This window comes from Kribbella sp. NPDC051952, from assembly GCF_040680855.1.
In the GTDB taxonomy this organism is placed as follows: Bacteria; Actinomycetota; Actinomycetes; order Propionibacteriales; family Kribbellaceae; genus Kribbella.
Window position 1 is genome coordinate 82211 of sequence record NZ_JBFAXQ010000004.1, and the last position, 21129, is coordinate 103339.

18 protein-coding genes are annotated in these 21129 nt (G+C 67.9%); 15 read left to right on the forward strand and 3 right to left on the reverse strand.

The genetic code is table 11. The annotated features are described in order from the left end of the window. Nucleotides 1-47: 47 nt before the first annotated feature. From AB0L70_RS09740 to AB0L70_RS09785, 10 genes are all read left to right on the forward strand, one after another. Entirely contained in the window at nucleotides 48-1634 is a 1587-nt protein-coding gene (locus tag AB0L70_RS09740; RefSeq protein WP_363682000.1) for an ABC transporter substrate-binding protein, read from the forward strand. Further along, nucleotides 1634-2983, forward strand: coding sequence for a M14 family zinc carboxypeptidase (locus tag AB0L70_RS09745; protein ID WP_363682003.1), 1350 nt, complete (start codon nucleotides 1634-1636; stop codon nucleotides 2981-2983). The genes AB0L70_RS09740 and AB0L70_RS09745 overlap by 1 nt, the downstream gene beginning before the upstream one ends. Further along, nucleotides 2983-3909, forward strand: coding sequence for an ABC transporter permease (locus tag AB0L70_RS09750; protein WP_363682005.1), 927 nt, complete (start codon nucleotides 2983-2985; stop codon nucleotides 3907-3909). Before AB0L70_RS09745 ends, AB0L70_RS09750 begins: the two co-directional genes overlap by 1 nt. Then, nucleotides 3902-4783, forward strand: coding sequence for an ABC transporter permease (locus tag AB0L70_RS09755; RefSeq protein ID WP_363682007.1), 882 nt, complete (start codon nucleotides 3902-3904; stop codon nucleotides 4781-4783). Before AB0L70_RS09750 ends, AB0L70_RS09755 begins: the two co-directional genes overlap by 8 nt. Continuing rightward, nucleotides 4784-6253, forward strand: coding sequence for a serine hydrolase domain-containing protein (locus AB0L70_RS09760; RefSeq protein WP_363682009.1), 1470 nt, complete (start codon nucleotides 4784-4786; stop codon nucleotides 6251-6253). Continuing rightward, nucleotides 6253-6765: a MarR family transcriptional regulator gene (locus tag AB0L70_RS09765; protein ID WP_363682011.1), complete on the forward strand. Its 513-nt coding sequence runs from the start codon at nucleotides 6253-6255 to the stop codon at nucleotides 6763-6765. Before AB0L70_RS09760 ends, AB0L70_RS09765 begins: the two co-directional genes overlap by 1 nt. Further along, complete coding sequence (locus AB0L70_RS09770; protein ID WP_363682013.1) at nucleotides 6762-8390, forward strand: ABC transporter ATP-binding protein; 1629 nt, start codon at nucleotides 6762-6764, stop codon at nucleotides 8388-8390. The genes AB0L70_RS09765 and AB0L70_RS09770 overlap by 4 nt, the downstream gene beginning before the upstream one ends. 166 nt (nucleotides 8391-8556) lie before the next feature. After that, the gene (locus AB0L70_RS09775) at nucleotides 8557-10230 is read left to right on the forward strand and encodes a methylmalonyl-CoA mutase family protein (RefSeq protein WP_363682015.1); all 1674 of its coding nucleotides are present in this window, start codon (nucleotides 8557-8559) and stop codon (nucleotides 10228-10230) included. Further along, a complete protein-coding gene (locus AB0L70_RS09780) occupies nucleotides 10151-11932 on the forward strand; it encodes an NAD-binding protein (protein ID WP_363682017.1) in 1782 nt (593 codons plus the stop codon). The genes AB0L70_RS09775 and AB0L70_RS09780 overlap by 80 nt, the downstream gene beginning before the upstream one ends. 52 nt (nucleotides 11933-11984) lie before the next feature. Then, nucleotides 11985-12923: a tetratricopeptide repeat protein gene (locus AB0L70_RS09785; RefSeq protein WP_363682019.1), complete on the forward strand. Its 939-nt coding sequence runs from the start codon at nucleotides 11985-11987 to the stop codon at nucleotides 12921-12923. On the opposite strand, the gene AB0L70_RS09790 is transcribed toward AB0L70_RS09785, so the two are convergent. Then, a complete protein-coding gene (locus tag AB0L70_RS09790; RefSeq protein ID WP_363682021.1) occupies nucleotides 12920-13366 on the reverse strand; it encodes a MarR family transcriptional regulator in 447 nt (148 codons plus the stop codon). The genes AB0L70_RS09785 and AB0L70_RS09790 overlap by 4 nt on opposite strands. A gap of 101 nt (nucleotides 13367-13467) precedes the next feature. Here AB0L70_RS09790 and AB0L70_RS09795 point away from each other — a divergent pair, with 101 nt between their 5' ends. Genes AB0L70_RS09795 through AB0L70_RS09805 form a run of 3 tightly spaced genes read left to right on the forward strand, consistent with a single transcriptional unit; the run spans nucleotide 13468 to nucleotide 16783 of the window. Continuing rightward, nucleotides 13468-14436 (forward strand): hypothetical protein, encoded by a 969-nt coding sequence (locus tag AB0L70_RS09795; protein WP_363682023.1) that lies wholly within the window; start codon nucleotides 13468-13470, stop codon nucleotides 14434-14436. A 41-nt stretch (nucleotides 14437-14477) separates the two neighbouring features. Further along, nucleotides 14478-15362, forward strand: coding sequence for a MurR/RpiR family transcriptional regulator (locus AB0L70_RS09800; RefSeq protein ID WP_363682025.1), 885 nt, complete (start codon nucleotides 14478-14480; stop codon nucleotides 15360-15362). A gap of 41 nt (nucleotides 15363-15403) precedes the next feature. Beyond that, nucleotides 15404-16783: a hypothetical protein gene (locus AB0L70_RS09805; protein WP_363682027.1), complete on the forward strand. Its 1380-nt coding sequence runs from the start codon at nucleotides 15404-15406 to the stop codon at nucleotides 16781-16783. Between the two features lie 4 nt (nucleotides 16784-16787). Here AB0L70_RS09805 and AB0L70_RS09810 read toward each other — a convergent pair whose 3' ends face one another. Further along, on the reverse strand, nucleotides 16788-17948 hold the full coding sequence (locus AB0L70_RS09810; RefSeq protein WP_363682029.1) for a citrate/2-methylcitrate synthase: 1161 nt from the start codon (nucleotides 17946-17948) through the stop codon (nucleotides 16788-16790). A gap of 73 nt (nucleotides 17949-18021) precedes the next feature. Between AB0L70_RS09810 and AB0L70_RS09815 the strand changes: the two genes are divergently transcribed. Next, nucleotides 18022-19170: a citrate/2-methylcitrate synthase gene (locus AB0L70_RS09815; RefSeq protein ID WP_363682031.1), complete on the forward strand. Its 1149-nt coding sequence runs from the start codon at nucleotides 18022-18024 to the stop codon at nucleotides 19168-19170. Here AB0L70_RS09815 and AB0L70_RS09820 read toward each other — a convergent pair. Next, complete coding sequence (locus AB0L70_RS09820; RefSeq protein WP_363682033.1) at nucleotides 19106-20638, reverse strand: NAD(P)/FAD-dependent oxidoreductase; 1533 nt, start codon at nucleotides 20636-20638, stop codon at nucleotides 19106-19108. The genes AB0L70_RS09815 and AB0L70_RS09820 overlap by 65 nt on opposite strands. A gap of 88 nt (nucleotides 20639-20726) precedes the next feature. Between AB0L70_RS09820 and AB0L70_RS09825 the strand changes: the two genes are divergently transcribed. Next, nucleotides 20727-21098, forward strand: coding sequence for a YciI family protein (locus AB0L70_RS09825; RefSeq protein ID WP_363682035.1), 372 nt, complete (start codon nucleotides 20727-20729; stop codon nucleotides 21096-21098). Nucleotides 21099-21129 lie beyond the last annotated feature (31 nt).

Genomic DNA, 21129 nt, shown 5'->3' on the forward strand with positions numbered 1-21129 from the left:
ATGCACCGGCCCACCCCTGCGGGCCGGGAAGTAGCTGGAGGGATCCCATGAAGCGTGCTGCTGCCCTTCTCGTCGCCGGCACCATCGCGTTGGCCGGCTGTTCCGGAGGTGGCTCCGGCGGTTCGGCCGACAGCGGGACGAAGTCGGTCTCGTACGCCGTCAGCGACCCGGTGACCCTGAACCCTGGCCGGCAGACGATCGCCTTCGCGCAGATCCTGGAGCTGTTCTCGAGCCTCACGTTCGTCAAGGCCGACGGAACGCTGACCTATCGCAACGCGGAGTCGGTGAAGTCCACCGACGCCCTGCACTGGACCATCAAGCTGCGCCCGGGCTGGACCTTCCACAACGGTGAGAAGGTCACGGCCGAGAGTTACGTGAAGGCGTGGAACACGGTCGCCTACGGCCCGAACGCCTGGGAGAACAGCGGCCAGCTGGTCAACATCGCCGGGTACGACGCCCTCAACCCGGCCAAGGGCAAGCCGACGACCACCCAGCTGTCCGGCCTCAAGGTCGTCGACGACCTGACGTTCACCGTCACGCTGAAGAGCCCCGACGGGCAGTTCCCGGTGCAGTTGTCGCAGGCGCAGAGCGGGTTCTTCCCGCTGCCCGAGGCGGCGTACAAGGATCTCGACGCGTTCGCGAAGAAGCCGATCGGCAACGGGCCGTTCGAGATGGAGGGCACCTACACCGAGAACGAGCCGATGGCGGTCAAGGCGTACGCCGACTACCAGGGCCCGAAGCCCAGCATCGACGAGATCGTCTTCAAGCCGTACACCGACATGACCACGGCCTACACCGACGTCCAGGCCGGTAACACCGACATCCTGTTCGTCCCGGCGAGCCGGATGACACAGGTGAAGAAGGACTTCGGCGACCGCGCGTACGTCTTCCAGGGCCTCGGGATGAACTACCTCGGGCTGCCGCTGTGGGACAAGCGCTACCAGGACGTCCGGGTCCGGCAGGCGATCTCGATGGCGATCGACCGCAAGGCCGTGAGCGACGTGATCTACGGCGGCATCTGGGAGCCTGCCACCGCGCTGACCCCGCCGGGTGAGCCGGGGACGCCGAAGGACCTCTGCGGTGAGCTGTGCACGTTCAACCCGACCAAGGCCAAGCAGTTGCTGGCCGAGGCCGGTGGCTTCAGCGGCAAGATGGAGATCAGGTACCCGGGTGGTTCCGGCCTCGACGACCTCTACAACGCCTACGCCAACCAGCTCCGGCAGAACCTCGGCCTCAAGGACGTCACCGCGACGCCGACCACCGACTTCCCCGAGTTCCAGAAGCTGCGCAATGACAAGAACCTGAGCGGCCCGTACTTCTCCCGCTGGGGTGCCCTGTACGCCAGCCAGCAGAACACGCTGCGCTCCTTCTACACCAAGGCCGGCGGCTGCGTGAACTGCATCCCGTACTACACCCCGCAGGTCGAGCAACTGCTCGCCAAGGCCGACGGACAGGTCGACCCGCAGAAGGCGATCGACGGGTACGTCGACGTGCAGAAGGCGATCATCAAGGACTTCCCGGCCCCGCCGATGTTCTTCGAGAAGTACACGTACGCGACCTCGGACCGCGTCGGCAAGCTGACCGAGGGCGCCGGCGGCCTCGAGCTCGAGAACACCACCCTGGCGGACAACTGATGACCTATCTGGACCGGGCTCACCGCGTCCCCGAGCTGGACCACTTCCCAGGTGTCGACGAGATCTCCCGGCGCCTCGACGTACTGACCGCGAAGCACCCGGACCTGATCACCCGGCGCAGGATCGGTACGTCGCGACTCGGCGACCCGATCACGATGTACTCGATCGGCGAGGGCCCTGACCAGGCCCTCGTGTACGCCGGGGTGCACCCGAACGAGCCGATCGGCTTCTGGACCGCGATCCGCCTGGTCGAGGATCTGTGTGCCGATCCCGGCCTCCGGGCCGGCTGCCGGTGGAACGTCATCGGCTGCATCGATCCCGACGGGACCCGGCTGAACGAGGGCTGGTTCGACGGCCCGTTCGACCGGGTCCACTACGCGGCCCATTTCTACCGGCCGGCGCCGGCCGAGCAGGTCGAGTGGTCGTTCCCGTTCCAGTACAAGGACGCGTACTTCGACCAGGTGATGCCCGAGACGCTCGCGCTGATGCGGGTGATCGACGACCTGAAGCCGACGATCGCGGTCTCGCTGCACAACACCGAGGTCGGCGGCGTCTACTACTACGTCAGCAAGAAGCTCAAGGGCTTCGTCGACGAACTGCACGCCATCGCCGCGTCCTTCGATCTTCCGCTCGATCTCGGTGAGCCCGAGACTCCGGTCGCCAAGGTGATCGGTCCGGCGGTCTTCGGGATGATTTCGCAGCAGGCGGTGTACGACTACGCCGAGGAGCGTGGGCTGCCGACTCCGAACGAGTCGGGCAGCTCGTCAGCGGCGTACGCCGAACGGCACGGCACGGTGAACCTGGTCGCCGAGTTGCCCTACTGGACGCATTCGTCGGCCGACGACCAGGCGGAGACCGAGCTGTCGTACCAGCAGGTGCTGCTCGACGTGGTGGACGAGCTCGAGGGCAACCTGCAGGTGATGGACGAGGTCTTCCAGGCGGCTCGCCCGCACCTGTCCGACGATTCCCAGCTGGTCCGTGGCATCGCGTCATTCCTGCCTCATCTGCTCAGGCGGCCGGGTCGGGAGCGAGCGCGGGCGACGGAGATCGATCCAGGCCGGCGCGCGACGGTCAGCGAGGTCTTCGGCCTGCGGGACAACAACCGCATGTACCGGCTCAGGTACGGCGGCATGCTCATGCGCGCGCTCGACGGCGAGATCGCGCGGGGCAGCGCCGCGGCCGCACTGCACCCACTGGCCCACCGGCTCCGCGAGATCTACGGCGAATGGCAGCAGGAGGCCGCGAGCCTCGACCAGGAGCTGCACGCCGTCCCGATCAAGGACCTGGTCGGAGTCCAGTACGCCGCCACTTTCGCGCTCCTCGACGCTGTCCGGCGAGAGGCGGGCTGATGCTGCGCTTCACTGTCAGGCGATTGATCGAGCTCGTGCTCGTGTTCTTCGGGGTCACGTTCGCGATCTACGCGGCCGTGTTCGCGCTGCCGGGCGATCCGATCTCGAGTCTTGGTGGAGATCAGCCGTTGTCGCCGGCCGTCGTCGAGCGGATCCGGGAGCTGTACCACCTCAACGATCCGCTCTGGTCGCAGTACCTGCGCTACCTCGGCCACCTGCTTACGGGCGACCTCGGCGTGGACTTCCGCGGGCGGTCGGTGGCTGAGCGGCTGGCGACGCGTTGGCCGGTGACGATCCGGCTGGCGCTGACCGCGTGGGTGATACAGGTGGTGATCGGGGTCGGCCTCGGCCTGATCGCCGGGTTGCGGAAGAACACCTGGATCGATCGCGGCGTACTGATTCTCACGATCCTGATCGCTTCGGTGCCGATCTTCGTGATGGCAGTGACGGCGCAGCTGGTCTTCGGTGTGAAGCTGTCGATGCTGCCGATCGCCGGCGTGACCGACGGTTGGCCGCTGTCTTACTTGCTGCCGGCAACGGTTCTGGCGATCTACGGGCTGGCGGCCGTGGCCCGGCTGACCCGGGGCAGCGTGGTCGACACGATGAGCTCGGACTTCGTCCGCGCGTTGTGGGCGAAGGGCCTGTCCCGGCGCCGCGTGATCGGCGTCCACGTGCTGCGGAACTCGTCGATCCCCGTGCTGACCTACCTCGCGATCGACCTAGGTGCCTTGCTCGGTGGCGCGGTCGTGACCGAGGGGATCTTCAACCTGCCGGGCGTCGGGCAGCTGTTGTTCGAGTCGATCCGGGTGCATGAGGGACCGACCGTGGTCGGGATCGCTACCGCTCTGATCTTGATCTTCTTGCTCACGAGCGTGATCGTCGACATCTTGAACTCGCTCCTCGACCCGAGGATTCGCCATGACTGACCAGGTACTCGCGCAAGCCGTCGAAGAGGATGCGCTGGGCGGTCGTGGCGTCTGGGCGACCGTCCGGCGCCGCGTGCTGTTCTGGCTGCCGCTCGGCGTTCTCGTCGTACTGGTCCTGCTGGCGGTGTTCCCGCAGTTGTTCGCCAGCACGGATCCGCGGGCCTGCGACATCTCGGCCAGCGCGCATCCGTCGTCGCCGGGGCACCCGTTCGGTCAGGATCTCCAGGGCTGTGACGTCTACGCGAACGTCGTCCACGGCGCCCGCGCGTCGCTGTCGGTCGGGCTGGTCTGCACGCTGATCGCGCTCGTGATCGCCGTACTGGTCGGCACGATCGCCGGGTACGTCGGTGGTTGGACGGACTCGGTGCTGGCCCGGCTGACCGACGTGTTCCTAGGCTTCCCGTTCCTGCTCGGGGCGATCGTCGTACTGAACGGCCTGGGCGATCGGTCCGTGCTGTCGGTCTCGCTCGTACTCGCGGTGTTCTCCTGGCCGGCGCTGGCCCGGATGGTTCGGACCACGGTTCGCGCCACGCGGGACGCGGAGTACGTCCAGGCTGCGAAGGCGATGGGATTCCCGACCCGGCGGATCCTCAGCCACTACGTGCTGCCGAACTCGATCGGCCCGGTCCTCGCGGTCGCGACGCTGACAGTCGGCGGCGTGATCGTGGCCGAGTCGACGCTGACCTTCCTCGGCCTCGGCCTGCGGGCGCCGTCGATCTCGTGGGGCCTGCAGCTCGCCACCGCGCAGTCGCGGTTCCAGCAGGCACCGCACACCCTGATCTATCCGGGCATCTTCCTCGCCGCGACCGTACTGAGCCTGATCACCCTCGGGGACGTACTTCGCGATGCGGTGAACCCGAAGGGACGCTCCTGAATGACATCCACCATCCATGGCCTCAACAGAACGGACCCCGCCTTGTCCTACGACCTGAACACCGCCCGCGAAGCCGCTCCCGCGATCGAGAGCTGGCTCGACTACCAACGCCGCTACCTCCGCACCCCTGGAGTGCAGGCGGCGATCCGGGTCGGTGATGAGCTCGTCCTGTCGACCGCGCTCGGCCACGGTGACGAGGTCGCCGGGACGCCGCTGGCGACGGACCACCTGTTCCGGATCGCGTCGCACAGCAAGACGTTCACCGCGACCTCGATCATGCAGCTCGTCGAGCAGGGCAAGGTCCGTCTCGACGACCCGGTCGCGCAGTACGTCGGTGAACTGGCCGGCACCGCACTGGCTCCGGTGACGGTCCGCGAACTGCTCGGCCACCAGGGCGGCGTGATCCGCGACGGCGTGGACAAGGACTACTGGCAGCTGATGGAGCCGTTCCCGGACCGGGCGTCGCTGATCGACCTGTGCCGCTCGGACGGCCAGGTCTTCGAGCGCAACGAGCACTTCAAGTACACGAACATCGGCTACTCCCTGCTCGGCCTGGTGATCGAGTCCGCGAGCGGATCGTCGTACGGCGACTATGTCGCGGCCAACATCGTGGAACCGTTGGGACTGACCAGGACCGGCGCCGAATGGGATCCGCAGCGGGCCGCCGAGTACGCCGCCGGGCACACCGGTCTGCTTGACGGCGCCGACGTACGCGAGGTCATCCCGCATGTGGACACCCGTGCGATGGCGGCGGCCACCGGGTTCTACTCGACCGCCGAGGAGCTGACGACGTACGGCGCCGCGCACTTCTTCGGCGCGGATGAGCTGATCTCCGACGCCAGCAAGCGACTGCTGCAGCGGGACGAGAGCCTGGTGAATGCCTTCGGCAAGGAAATCGGCCGGTACGGGCTGGGCATGGACATCGTCACGATCGGCGGACGGCGGCTGGTCGGGCACAGCGGCGGGTACCCGGGCCACATCACCCGGACCTTCATCGACCCGACGGACCAGATCGTCGTGTCCGTGCTCACCAACTGCGTCGGTGGACCGGCAGGCCCGCTCGCGACCGGCGTGGTCAAGCTGCTCAACCTGGCCGCCGAGCCGCCGGCCGACACCCAGGTGCCGAGCGACATCGACGCGAGCCGGTTCTGCGGCAGCTTCGCGAACATGATGGGCGTGCTCAACATCGCGCTGCTCGGTGGTCGCCTGATCGCGTTCTTCCCGGCCGCGGCGGACCCGGTCGACACCTTCGAGGAGCTCCAGGTCATCGACGAGAACACGCTGGCCGTCGTACCCACGGCAGGCTACGGCTCGATCGGCGAGAAGGTCGTCTACAGCTGGGACGCAGACGGGCAGCCGTCGCTGGTCCGGTACGGCGGCAGCACGCGCTGGCCGGTCGAGGTGTTCCGGGCCCGGCGTACGGCGCAGATCGCCGAGGCCGACGTGCATGCGTTGGCGAGGAGGCCCTGATGGACGACGAAGAGTGGGAGGAGGATTCCCGCCGCGCGGACTTCGTCGAACAGTTCGCCCTGCTCAGAGAGCTGGCAGGCTCGCCCCGGATGGAGGGGCGGGTGCTCGGCTATCTGATGGTGAGCAACAAACCGTACGTCTCCTCGGCCGAGCTCGCCCGGGCACTGTCCGCGAGTGCCGGATCGATCTCGAGTACGACGCGTCGCCTGATCGATCTCGGGTTCATCGCGCGGCACGCCGTACCGGGGGATCGCAGCCACTACTTCAAGGTCGAGGACGACGTCTGGGGGAGCTTCCTCGCGGGCGAGCGGCGGTCGCTGGGCAAGCAGCGGCAGGTGTTCGAGGACATGCTGGCCGAGCTGCCGGAAGGGATGCCCGGTCCGCGGAAGCGGCTGCGGAACGCGCGCAACTACTTCGAGTGGCTGGCGTCGTACCACAAGAAGATGCTGGTGGATTGGCAGGAATACAAGGACAAACTCGATGCTGCGTCGGATAAAGGGGAGGGCGAGTGAGCGACGAAGTCCTGACCTTCGAAGAGCTGACCGTCGACTTCAGCGTCGGCGGTACGACGCATCGCGCGGTGGACGGGGTCAGCTTCGGAGTCCGGCCGGGTGAGGTCCTTGCGGTCGTTGGCGAGTCGGGCTCGGGTAAGAGCGTGACCGCGTTGGCTGCGCTCGGGTTGTTGCCGTCGAACGCTGCCGTGGGCGGCCGGATCAGCTTCGGTGGCGATGATGTGCTGTCGATGTCGCGGGGTGAACTGACCGCGTTGCGTGGTGGGCGGATCGCGATGATCTTCCAGGATCCGGTCGGCGCGCTCGACCCGGTGTTCACGATCGGGTCGCAGCTGGTCGAGATGGTCCGGGCGCATCAGCCGTCGCTGTCCCGGGGCGAGGCGCGGGAGCGGGCGCTCGAGCTCCTGCGGATGGTCGAGATTCCCGAGTCGCGGTTCAAGTACTACCCGCATCAGTTGTCCGGCGGTCAGTGCCAGCGGGTGATGATCGCGATCGCGGTCGCCTGTGATCCGGAGCTGCTGATCGCGGACGAGCCGACGACCGCGCTCGATGTCACCGTGCAGCAGGAGGTTCTCGACGTACTGCTGGCGATGCGGTCGAAGATCTCCGGCGCGATCATGATCATCACGCACGACATGGGCGTGGTCGCCGACGTAGCCGACCGGGTCGTTGTCATGCGCAAGGGATCCGTGGTCGAGACGGCCGAGGTGCATGCGTTGTTCGACCGGCCGGCCGAGCCCTACACCCAGGCGTTGCTGGATGCGGTGCCGCGAGGCGGGATCCGGGAGACCGTTGAGATCCCGTCGGCCGAAGGCCCGTTGGCGTTGTCTGTAGAGGATCTCGTCGTCGAGTATCGCGGGCGTCGGGGGAAGACGGTTCTTGCCGTCGACCACGTGAGTCTGGAGCTGAAGCCGGGGGAGTTCACCGGTCTGGTGGGGGAGTCGGGGTCCGGGAAGTCGACGATCGGCAAGTCCGTGCTCGGGCTCGCGCCGATCACCTCGGGCGAGGTCCGGGTCGCCGGTCAGGCGCTCACCAGCGCGTCGTCGTCCGACCTGCGGAAGACCCGGGCGCGAATCGGCGTGGTGTTCCAGAATCCGACTGGCTCGCTGAACCCGCGCGCCACGATCGGGCAGTCGGTGGGTGAGCCGCTGGCGGTGCATCGTGGCGTACGAGGTGGTGAGCTGCGTGGGCGGGTCGAGGAGTTGCTGGACAGCGTCGAACTGCCGCGGGGCTGGGCCGGGCGGTACCCCCACGAGCTCTCCGGTGGCCAACGTCAACGCGTCTCGATCGCGCGTGCTATCTCGCTCGACCCTGACCTCCTGATCGCGGACGAGCCCACGTCGGCGCTCGACGTCTCCGTCCAGGCGACTGTGTTGGAGCTGCTCCGGTCGATCCAGGACCGGCTGCACTTCGCCTGCCTGTTCATCAGCCACGACCTCGCCGTGGTCGACCAGGTCTGCGAACGCGTCGCCGTCATGAGCCAGGGCAAGCTCGTCGAACAAGGCGACCGCGAGTCGGTCCTCCGCTCGCCCCAGGACCCCTACACGATCCGCCTCCTCGAGGCGGCGCCCGTCCCCGACCCACGGGAGCAGGCGCGGCGGCGGGGGTTGCGGCTCGCGGGGTAACCCCGGACCCCCAGCACTCACCAACCTCGCCGTCCGCCGGCTCCGCACGCTCAGCGCGCGGCTACAAGTCCTGCACAGGGCTGGTTGGTGAGTGCCGCATGTCCGCAGTTGGAAATAGTTGGACGTCCTAGTATTTTGGGGACCACCCCTCTAGGAGGTCTGACTGATGGATGCCGAGCAGATCGGCGCCGGCCGGAGCCGGTGGCAGCAGCGGTACGACGCGGCGCGCAAGCGCGAAGCGGACTTCACCACGCTGTCCGGCACCGAGGTCGAGCCTGCCTACGGCCCTCCCGAGGGTGTGGACGACCCGCGGATGGAGCGGATCGGCTGGCCGGGCGAGTTCCCGTTCACCCGTGGTCTGTACGCGACCGGGTACCGCGGCCGGACCTGGACGATCCGCCAGTTCGCCGGCTTCGGCAACGCCGAGCAGACCAACGAGCGGTACCGGATGATCCTGAACGGCGGCGGTGGCGGTCTGTCCGTCGCGTTCGACATGCCGACGCTGATGGGCCGCGACTCCGACGACCCCAAGTCGCTCGGCGAGGTCGGCCACTGTGGTGTCGCGATCGACTCGGCCGCGGACATGGACCGGCTGTTCAAGGACATCCCGCTGCAGGACGTCACGACCTCGATGACGATCTCCGGCCCGGCCGTCCCGGCCTTCGTGATGTATCTGGTCGCGGCCGAGCGGCAGGGCGCCGACATCAGCAAGCTCAACGGGACCCTGCAGACCGACATCTTCAAGGAGTACATCGCGCAGAAGGAGTGGCTGTTCCCACCGGAACCGCATCTCCGCCTGATCGGTGACCTGATGGAGTACTGCGCCGCGACGATCCCGGCGTACAAGCCGCTGAGTGTCTCCGGCTATCACATCCGCGAGGCGGGTTCGACGGCCGGCCAGGAGCTCGCCTACACGCTCGCCGACGGCTTCGGGTACGTCGAGTTGGGCCTGTCCCGCGGACTCGACGTCGACGTGTTCGCACCCGGCCTGTCGTTCTTCTTCGACAGCCACCTGGACTTCTTCGAAGAGATCGCCAAGTTCCGGGCCGCCCGCCGGATCTGGGCCCGTTGGCTGCGCGACGTGTACGGCGCCAAGACTGACAAGGCACAGTGGCTGCGATTCCACACCCAGACGGCCGGGGTGTCGCTGACGGCGCAGCAGCCGTACAACAACGTCGTACGGACGGCTGTCGAAGCGCTGGCCGCGATCCTCGGTGGTACCAACTCGCTGCACACCAATGCGCTCGACGAGACGCTCGCACTGCCCAGCGAGGAGTCGGCCGAGATCGCGCTGCGCACGCAGTCGGTGCTGATGGAGGAGATCGGCGTCACGAACGTCGCCGACCCGCTCGGCGGGTCCTGGTACGTCGAGGCGCTCACGGACAAGATCGAGGCGGAGGCCGAGGAGATCTTTGCCCGGATCAAGGAGATGAGCCCGGACGAGACCATGACCGGCGGCATCCTGCGCGGGATCGAGGACGGCTGGTTCATGGCCGAGATCGCCGACGCGGCCTTCGAGTACCAGCAGAAACTGGAGAAGGGCGAGAAGAAGATCGTCGGCGTGAACACGCTGACCGACACCGTCTCCGGCGAGCTGGAGATCCTCCGGGTGTCCCACGAGGTCGAGGTCGAACAGTGCCGCGTACTCGCGGCGCGCAAGACACACCGCGATGAGGACCAGGTCCGTCGTACGCTTGCGGCTTTGGTGGAGGCAGCCAGGGGAACTGGCAACCTGATCGAGCCCATGCTGGAGGCAGCGCGTGCGGAGGCCACGATGGGGGAAATCTGTCACGTTCTTCGGGAACAGTGGGGAGAATACCGAGAGCCCGCCCGATTCTGACGAGCCGACGGATCCGCCACCACCGCCTCCGCCCACCGACGAGCCGCTCGACGGGCGCACCGTGGTGGTCGTCGGGTCGGACCGCAACATGCTGCGAGTCGTCACCGAACTGGTGAGCTCGGGCGAACGGGTGACCGCGATCGTCAACCCCGGGTCCCGGCACTACGACCGGATCAACGAGCTCGGTGCGCACGTGATCGGCGTACGCGTCGTGAGTGAGAGCCTGCTCCGGCGAGCCGGGATCGACGGTGTCGACGGGAAGCGGTCGACCGCGCAGGCCCTGGTGCTGCTGGACACCGATGACGTCCACAACGTCCACACCGCGCTGACTGCTCGGGAGATGGATCCCGATCTGCGCATCATCGTGCAGATGGTCAACCCGCGGTTGGGCAAGCAGTTGCACACCCTGCTGGGTGATTGCCTGGTGATCTCCGGTCCGTCGTTGGCCGCGCCGGCGTTCGTGTCGGATGCACTGGAGGACGACGAGCTCACTTGGCTCGAGATCGGCGGTCGCCGCCTGGTCGCGGGTCAGGCCGACCTGATCCGGGCACCGCATCTGACCGTTCTGGCCGATACGACCTCGTCGGCGACGCCGGACCTGTTGCCAATGTCCAGCTCGGACCCCGACGGCGACATCGTTCTTGGCACCGGCGTCCGGTCGATCTGGCGGACCAAGGACGTACGCCGGGCCGGTTGGCTGATGGGGATGCGCGACATCTTCGATCGGCGGGTACGGCGGATCGCTGCGGTGATGGCGATCCTGATCGTCTGCGGAACCGCGCTCATCCACTTTCTCGGCCACATCGAGTGGTGGCGCGCGGTGTATCTCTCGGCCGGTGCGGTGACGTCCGCGGGGATCGAGGACGACCGGTTCTCCGGTGCGCCGCCCTGGGTGAAGGTGGCCTCGGTCGTGGTGCAGTTGACCGGCATCGTGCTGATGGCGTTGCTGACCGCCGTCGTCGTCGACTCGCTGATCGGGGCCCGGCTGTCGCGGGTGATCGGTGGCGTTCGCGGGCGGCCGCGCAACCACGTGATCGTCTGTGGTCTCGGTACGGTCGGCGCCCGGGTCATCGAGATCCTGGCCGAGCGGGGTGTCGCGGTGGTCGGGGTCGAGGAGAATGACGACGCTCCCGGCGTACAGACCGCGCATCGGCTCCGGATCCCGGTGGTGATCGGGGACAGCAGCAACGAGGAGACACTGCGGTCGGCCGGTGTGCAGCGGTGTCAGTCGGTGCTCGCGATCACCAACGGGGACATCACCAACCTGGAATCGGCGATGGTGGTCCGCGATCTGAACCCCGATGCGCGGATCACGATGCGAATGTTCGATCACGACCTGGCCCAGCGGGTCGAGCGGCAGCTCGGGCTCGGGCACAGCCGGTCGGTGTCGATGCTGGTCGCACCGGCGATCGCCGCCGCGGTGGCGAACCGGCGCAGTCAGGTGACGGTTCCGGCCGGTCGTCGTGTCCTCCTGCTCACCGAGGTCACCGTCGAGCCTGGTTCGGTCGCGGTCGGGCTGCGGCTGGGCGAGCTGGACGAGGCCGGCGGGCTGCGGGTGCTGGCGTGGCAGGGTGGGGAAGGCGGTTGGGACTGGACTCCGGAGTACGGCCACACGGTCGGTGCCGGCGACCGGATCGCGGTCGCGGGCACCCGAAGCGGTCTGGCCCGGCTTCTGCTGGCGACCCGGGCGCACCACTCTTGACCCCGGTCGGGGAAGATAGACCAGTGAACGTGAACCGAATGCGAGGGCAGTCGTGAGCCAGTCGAACTTCTCCCGTCCTGGGGCGATCGATCTGTCGTCCCTGCGCAAGCCTGCAGGTGCTCCCGGCGGTGCGAGCGCGCCCGGTGCTCCCGCGGGTGGCGGTGCCGGCGGTGCGTACGTGCTGAACGTGACCGAGGCGAACTTCCAGACCGACGTGATCGAGCGCTCCATCCAGGCGCCGGTCGTGGTCGAGCTGTGGTCGCCGCGCGCTCAGGGCGCGAGCGAGCTCGGTGCGGTGCTGACCAAGCTGTCGACCGAGTACGCCGGGAAGTTCCTGCTGGCCCGGGTCGACGTCGACGCGAGCCCGCAGGTGGCCCAGGCGTTCGGTGTGCAGGGTGTGCCGGTCGTGATCGCGATCCTGCGCGGTCAGCCGGTCCCGCTGTTCCAGGGTGTCCTCGGTGAGCCGGAGGTCCGGCAGTACCTCGACCAGCTGCTCACCGTGGCGGTCGCGAACGGCATCACCGGGCGCGCCGAGCCGGTTGGCCCCGTAGCCGAGCCGGCGGAGGACGAGGAGCCGGCGGCGAACCCGCGCTACGAGAAGGCGGAGGACGCGGTCGGTTCGGGTGACCTCGATGGCGCGATCGCGGCGTACGAGGAGCTGCTCAAGGAGACGCCGAACGACGCCGAGGCGAAGTCGGGGCTGGCGCGGGTGCAGTTGGTGAAGCGGACGCAGGACGTGCCGGCGGACGTACGGACGCGGGCCGCGGACAACCCGACCGACGTCGAGGCGCAGATGCTGGTCGCGGACGTCGATCTGATGGGTGGGCACATCGACGATGCGTTCAGCCGGCTGATCAGCACGATCCAGGCGACCGCGGGGGATGAGCGGAACGCGGTGCGGCTGCACCTGCTCGAGCTCTTCGAGGTCGTCGGTGCCGATGACGACCGGGTGATGAAGGCCCGCCGCCGCCTGATGGCGGCGCTGTTCTAGGTCTTGAGGATCGGGTCTGAGGTCAGGGACTCGGAGACGCGGGCGAGGAGGGCTCGGAGGGTGTCGAGTTCCTCCTCGCTGAACGCCGCGGCCAGTCTGCGTTCGACGCCGGCCGCGCGCTCGTCGGCCTGATCGAGGGCCTTCCGTCCGGCCGGGGTCGGGCGGGTCTCGATCACATGCTTGTGCAGCGGATGCGGGGTGCGCTCGATCATCCCGGCCGACTCCAGATTGCGCAGGATCGTCGTCATCGTCTGCGGAGTGACGGCACATCTGCGCGCCAGCTCGGCGGCTGAGATCCCCGGCTGTTCGTCGAGGACGAAGAGGGCGGCGTACTGCGGCACCGTGAGGCCGGCCGGCTTCACGGCGGCCGCCTTCACCGTCTGCAGTTCTTGCTCGACCCGCTTGAGGTGACTACCGAGCCGCTGGTCGAAGGACATCCGCATGGGGTCCATCGTACGAACAGCGTCGGTGATATATGCATTGACGACTATCAGAGCACTGATTAGTCTCTGTGTTCGTATCCGCCTTCTGGAGAGGTTGAGCAATGAAGCTTCGTCATTTGGTTGCCGCGGTCGTGTTCGCTCTGACCGCTGTCGCTGCGCCGGCAGCCGCTACGCCGAGCGGGTTGCCGGTGGAGATCCACGGCCGGACTGTTGACCGCTATCCGGAGGGGATCGCCTGGGATCCCACCCGGCAGGCGTTCCTGATCGGCTCACTCGCGACCGGGCGCATCTCGGTCGTCGGGCGCGACGGCGTACCGCATCCGTTCGCCGTGGCGCCCGGCGTTTCCACCTTCGGGCTGCATGTCGACGCGGTCCGGAACCGCTTCCTGGTCACGTACGGCGACATCGGCAACGGTGAGCGCTCGTCGGACGCGACGACGTACAAGCAGTCCGGGGTTGCCATCTACAACCTGCGCACCGGCCGGTTGGAGCGGCGCGTCAATCTGAACACGACCCGGTTGAACCCGGCCGGCGGTCGGCACAGCGTGAACGATCTCGCGATCGATGCCCTGGGCAACGCCTATGTCACGGATCCGGCGGCCGACGCGATCTATCGGATCAGCCCGTTGGGCCGGGCCTCGGTGCTGGTCCGCGATGCGCGGCTGCACAGTGACACGATCGGTGCCAACGGCATCGTCTGGGATCCGGCCGGCTTCCTGCTGACGGTTCGCTACGACACCGGGAAACTGTTCCGGATCACCTTACGTGGAAGGATTTCCGCGGTCTCGACCGGTGTCGCGCTCGTCGGTGGTGACGGTCTGGCTCGATTGGCTGATGGCCGCCTGGTTGCTGTCACCAACAAGTTGGGTGCTCCGGGCAAGGAGGCGGTCACGGTCCTGCGCAGTGCGGACCACTACCGCAGCGCTCGGGTCGTCTCGAGTATCGCCTGGCCGGTCAGTGGACCGACCACGGCTGCCGTGACCCCGGGTGGTGTCTACGTGCTGAGCGGCGGGATCGACGTACTGCTCGCTGGTGGTCAGTCGGACGGGTTCACGATTCGTCGGATGTGAACTCTTGCAATCTGGTCGGTGATGCTCTGAGAATAATTCACATGACCGTCGTCGCCGAGTCACCGCGGCCCAGCCTGGAAGCGCGGATCCACGGTCTGCTGCCGGCGCTCAGCCCGGCGCAGACCCGGATCGCGACCGAGGTCCTCCGGGACCCGGCCGCGGTGGCCGGCTCGACGATCGGTCAGCTCGCGGCCCGCTGCGGTACGTCACTGCCGAGCGTGACCCGGTTCTGCCTCGCGCTCGGCCTGTCCGGGTACGCCGAACTCCGGCTCGCGCTCGCTGCCGAGAGTGGCCGGACCAGCCTCAGCTGGGAGCGGGGGACCGGCTCCGACGTCGGGCCGGCCGACTCGCTGGACGACGTACTCCGGACTCTGCTGCACGCCGACACCCGCGCCCTCGAGGACACGGTCGCGGCCCTCGATGTCGCTGCGCTGGGACGGGCGGTCCAGGCAATCTCCGACGCCCGCCGGATCGATCTGTACGCCGTCGCCGGGTCGGCGTCGGTCGCCGAGGACCTCCGGCTCCGGCTGCACCGGATCGGGCGGGGTGCCAGCACGTGGAGCGATGTGCACACGGCGCTGGCCAGCTCGGCACTGCTCGGTATCGGCGATGTGGCGATCGGCATCTCGCACAGTGGCGAGACCGTCGAGGTGCTCGAACCCCTGGACCGAGCCGGCCGTCAGGGTGCGACGACCGTTGCCATCACCAACTACCCGCGCTCGCCGTTGGGCCGCGCGGCGGACATCGTCCTGGTGACGGCCGCTCGCGATATCACCTTCCGCACCGGCGGTCTGTCCGGGCGGCACGCCCAGATGATTGTCCTGGATGCCCTCTATCTCGGCGTCGCCCAACGCGACTATCCGCTGGCCGAACAAGCCTTCGACGCCACGGCCGACGCCGTTTCCACGCATCGCCGCCGTACCTGACCCCAAGCAGTCTCCGCTTGACCGCCCTCCCGAGGAGAACCATGCAAAGCCCGCACCGCGTCCTTGGCCCGTCCCGCCGCACCGTGCTCCTCGGTGCCGGTGCTACCGCTCTGACCGCCGCCACCGCCTCAACGGTCGCCGCGACTTCGGTTGCTTCTGCGGCCGGCGGCGTACCTGCTGCGGCCGCGATCCCGTCGCCGGATGTGCTGCCGCTGACGGGTGGGCCGGACTTCCCGATCGGGTTGTTCTGGCCGCCGCATCCGTACGCGAGTACGGCGGAGCGGTTCGCGGAGATCAAGTCCGCGGGCTTCGACTTCGTCATCTCGGGCAACTACGCCGGTGACGGCAACATCTTCCAGTACCAGCTCGACCTCGCCCGCACGGCCGGGTTGAAGATGCTGATCTCGGACGACATCCAGATCCGGAACATGTCCCGCTGGTTCTCGATCTCCGACACCCCCACGGACTTCCTCAGCGTCACCCCGGCCGAGGCGAGCGAGCTCTACACCCGCGCCCGGGACGCGTACGGGCCGTACTCGTCGTTGGCCGGCTTCAACTTCTACGACGAACCCGGCGCGGGCTGGTTCGCCACGCTGGCGAAGGCCCTGGCGATCTCTCGTGAGCTCGCGCCGCAGCTACTGCCGTACATCAACCTGCTGCCGTCGGACGACCCGGCGTACTACCAGTCCTTCGTTGACGTGGTGAAGCCCTCGCTGATCTCGTTCGACCGGTATCCGTTGCTGTCGGAGGGACGCGAGGACGCGAACTACTTCCACAACTGGGCGATCGTCCGCGACGCCGCGCTGCATGGCGACATCCCGTCCTGGGTGTTCATCCAGACGCTTGCCTGCAACAACCACCGCGAGCCGACCGCCGCCGAGTTGCTCTGGCAGATCAACATCAGCCTCGCCTACGGTGCGAAGGGCATTCAGTACTTCACCTACTGGACGCCGGAGGCTGCGCGCGGCGAGGGATTCGGTCCGGCATTGATCACCGTCGACGGCCGCCGCACCCCGCGGTATGCCGCCGCTCGGCAGATCAACACCACCTGGCTTCACCAGGTCGGCCGTGAGCTCAAGCCGCTGGTCTCCGAGTCGGTTGGTCATGCCAACGAGACTCCGCTGCCGAACGGAGCGGTCGCCTTCGCGCCGACCGATCTGGTCACGTCCGTCACCGGCAGTCCGGTTGTCGTCGGCACGTTCCGCTCGCGCGACGATGGGGTGGATGCCCGCTGGGTGCTGGTGGCGAACCGGTCCCACCACGATCGCGCTCGGGCCACCGTCGCGGTGAACGACAAGACCGTCGGCTCGGTCGGGATCTTCCAGCCGGCGCATCAGAACTACGCCTCGCGCCGCGTCGCCCCGATCCCGCTCGATCTCGCCCCTGGTGCCGCGACGCTGATCAAGCTCACCACGAAGTAGGCGGTCAGTTGGTCTGACCGGTGTAGATGCCCATCGCGCGGAAGCGAAGGGCCGGGGCCGCGTACTCCTCCAAGGCGTGCGCGGTCCAGCCGATCATGCGGGCCAGCGCGAACAACGCGTCCCCGGCATCCGGCCGGAAGTCGCAGGCGTGCATCAGCGCTGCCACGGCCAGATCGCTGTTGGGGAAGGCACGCCTGCGCTCGGCGATCGTGGTGACCGTCTCGACGATCGGGTGGTCGCCGAGCAGCCCGAGCAGTACTTCGGCGCGCGGGTCGTGGTGCTGGTAGATCCTGTGGCCGAAGCCGGGGACCGGTTCGCCTGATCGCAGCTGGTCCGACAAGGTGCCGAGCGGGTCCTTCTGGGCTCGCTGCAGGAACTCGTAGGCGAGCGTCGGCGCGGCGCCGTGGTACTGCCCGTCGAGGGCGCCGAGGCCTGCGGACACGACCGCGTACAGGTTGGCTCGGGCGCTGGCGGCCACTCGTGCTGCCACTGTGGAGACGGCCAGACCGTGGTCGGCCAGAAGGATCAGTACGGCGTCGAGTAGCTCCGGCCGCGGTGGTTGGGACGAGAGCTTCGGCCAGAGTGTCGCGCCGAGTGTGTCTGCGGCCGGGGCGGTCGGGCCGGGGAGTGCGGAGATGAGGGTCCGGATCAGCGTGCCCGCTGCCGCGGTGACCGATTCGGGGGAGAGGTCGAAGCGGAGGGGGTCCGCAGCTCCCAGTACGGCGACTGCCACGCGGAGCTGGTCCGTGAGGCGTGCGGTGTCCGGGACGACCTCCATCGCGGATCGAGCGAGCAGGACCGAGTCACGCTGTACGAAGAAGCGTTGCTGGGCGGTCAGCTCGCCGGTCCAGAGCAGGTGGGCGACGTCCTCGACGGTTCGCTCGGTCGCGAGGTCTCGGACCGAGTGGCCGCGGTAGTAGAGCTCGTCGTCTTGCAGAAGGGTGAGCTTCGACTCGATGCGTTCGACCACGCCGGAGTGCTCGATGGATCGGCCGGCCAGTCGCTCCACGTCGGCGGCTGCGAAGAGGCTGCCGCGGCGGCCGCGGGCCCGAACGCTCGTCAGCAGGCCGCGGCTCACGTACGCGTAGATGGTCTCCGGTTTCACCTGCAACCGGTGGGCCACCTCGGCGGTGGTCAGGTAATTCTCGTCACTCTGCTCGGTCATCCCCGCTCCGTCGTGCCGTTACATTGACTGGATCAACATTGACAATAGTTGATCAACCTTCAACTCTGAAGATATGTCAACAACAATCAATGTTCCGCCGGGCCTGCGCAACGTGGTGGTGACCGAGACGACCCTCGGTGACGTGCGCGGCGACGAGGGTTTCTACCACTACCGGCAGTACTCGGCGATCGATCTCGCCCAGTCGAAGACGCTCGAAGACGTCTGGTTCCTGCTGTTCGAGGGGCACCTCCCGACCGCGGCCGAGCGCGAGCGGTTCATCGCGGAGCTGGCACCGCTGCGCGTGCTGCCCGATGAGGTCACGGCTGTCCTGCCGGCGATCGCGGCAGCGGGTCCGAAGTTCAATCCGCTCGCCGGTCTCCGCACCGCCTTGTCGCTGCTGGCCGCTGTCCGGGAGCTCCCGCCGCTGTGGGACGTCGAGCCGGACCGCAGGAAGGCCGACGCGATGCTCGTCTGTGCGGTGACGCCGACGATCCTGGCCGCGCTGTACCGGCTTCGTGAGGGCCGCGGGCCGCTGGAGCCCCGCGCGGACCTGACCGCAGCGGCCAACTGGCTGTACCTGGTGACCGGCAAGGTGCCGAGCGCGGTCGAGGCCACGGCGATCGAGCACTACCTGGTCTCCACGGTGGACCACGGTTTCAACGCATCGACCTTCACCGCACGAGTGATCGCATCCAGCGGCGCGGACGTCGTCTCCGCGATCGCCGGCGCGATCGGAGCCTTCTCCGGCCCGCTGCACGGCGGCGCACCGGACCGGGCGTTGGCCAGCCTCGACGAGATCGGTACGCCGGATCGCATCGACGCGTGGGTGCGGGCCAAGGTGTCCGCCGGCGACCGGATCATGGGCTTCGGCCACGCCGTCTACCGGACCGAGGACCCACGCTCCCTGATGCTGCGCGACATCGCTCGCGGCATCGGCGGCGACCTGGTCGACTTCGCCACCACCGTCGAGCAGCGGATTGTCGACGTACTGGCCGAGCTCAAGCCCGGTCGCAACCTTTACGCCAACGTGGAGTTCTACGCCGGCGTCGTGATGGAACTGTGCGGCCTCCCGCGCGCGATGTTCACACCCACATTCGCCGTCAGCCGCGTGATCGGCTGGTCCGCCAACATCCTCGAGCAGTCCACCGACCCCAAGATCATCCGTCCGATCGCGACGTACGTCGGTCCGCAGCCACCGGTCCCAGTCCCGTCGGCGCTGTGAACCGGATCGTGCCGTCGTCGACCGGACCGAACCGCAGCGTGATCAGGTCACGAGGGTAGTTCTGCCGTAAGCGCCAGGGGCCGGTGGAGCCCTGGCACGGGAGGATGGCGGCGGCGCGCTGGATGTAGCCGGAGGACAGGTCGACCACCGGGCGGGCGGGAGCGTCGTACTCGGCCGGGTCGATCTCCGGGACGCAGATGCTGGTGCCGGTCGCGGTGAGGTGGTTGAGCAGCCGGCAGACGTACTGCGAGGTCAGGTCCGACCGCAGCGTCCAGGAGTTGTTGGTGTAACCGATGCACCAGGCAAGGTTCGGTACGCCGCTCAGCATCAATCGCTTGTAGACGAAGGTGTCGTGCGGATCCACCTCCCGTCCGTCGACCGTCAGCTTGATGTTGCCGAGGGCAGCCATCCGGAGTCCGGTCGCGGTGACGATGAGGTCCGCCTCGAGTTCTTGACCCGATCGCAGCCGTAGACCGGTCGGCGTGAAGGTCTCGATCTCGTCCGTGACCACATCGGCCGACCCGTCCCGCAGTACCTCGAACAGGTCCGCGTCCGGCACCAGACACAGCCGCTGGTCCCAGGGCTTGTAGCGGGGGGTGAAATGCGGGTCGACCGGAATGGAGTCCGGCAACTGCTTGGCCACTGTGCTGTTCAGCAACCACGCAGCATGGGCCGGCCACTTCCGGAAGGCGCTGTAAACGGCTGAGCTGAAGGCAACGTTCTTACCGCGGATCACCCGGTGTGCAAGGTTCTCCGGCAGTACGGCGCGCAACCGGTCGGAGAACGCGTCGTGGGCCGGTCTGGACGCCACATAGCTCGGCGAACGCTGCACCATCGTCACGTGCGCCGCCGTCCGAGCCATGGCGGGTACGAGCGTCACCGCGGTCGCGCCACTGCCGACGACGATCACGCGCTGGCCGGAGTAGTCCAAGTCCTCGGGCCAGTGTTGCGGGTGCACGACCCGTCCCTGGAACTCGCTCTGGCCCGGGAAGTCGACCACGTAGCCCGAGTCGTAGTTGTAGTACCCACTGCACACATACAAGAAGGAGCAGGTGTACGACCCCTGGCTCGTCTCCACCGTCCACACCGCGTCCGCTGACGACCAGGACGCCCGTACGACGTGCTCTCCGAACCGGATGTGCTTGTCGATGCCGTAGGTGGCCGCGGTCTCGTGCAGGTACTCCAGGATCGACGGGCCGTCCGCGATCGCCTTGGCCGCCTTCCACGGGTGGAACGGGAACCCGAGCGTGAACATGTCCGAGTCGGACCGGACGCCGGGGTAGCGGAACAGGTCCCAGGTCCCGCCGAGGCTGTCCCGGCCTTCGAGGATCGCGTACGACCGGTCCGGGCACCGCGTCTGCAGCCGATAGGCGGCCCCGATCCCGGACAGACCGGCGCCGACGATCAGGACGTCCAGGTGCTCCATGCGTTCCTCCGGCTTGTTGAGTGCATGGTCAACAGTACGCAAGAAAACTTCTCCGTGCGGGCTGTCGATTCCCTTCGCCGTCGTTCGTCAGCAAGATGTCCGGTAAGAGCCTTAGGCAAGGGAGCCGACGATGGCGCAGTACATGTTCCTGTTGTTCGACAGCGAAGAGTGGTACGACAACCTCACGGCAGAGGAGTGGGGGCAGGCGATGAAGCTGCACGGCGCCTTCTCCGAGGCGGTCGAGAAGGCCGGGGCGCGGATCCTCGGTGGGGAGGCACTGGAGCGGTCGAGCACGGCGAGCACGGTCAAGCAGCGCGAGGGGGCCGAGCCGCTCGTCACCGACGGGCCGTTCATCGAGACCAAGGAGGCGCTCGGCGGGTTCTACGTGATCGAGGCCCGTGACCTCGACCAGGCGCTCGAGCTCGCCAAGCTCTGCCCGTCCGGCAACGTCGAGGTCCGGCCGGTCATGCCGACCGGCGCCGGCGACGCCCCGTCGGCCTGACTGCCGGCCTGACTGCGGCCTGATCATGTCC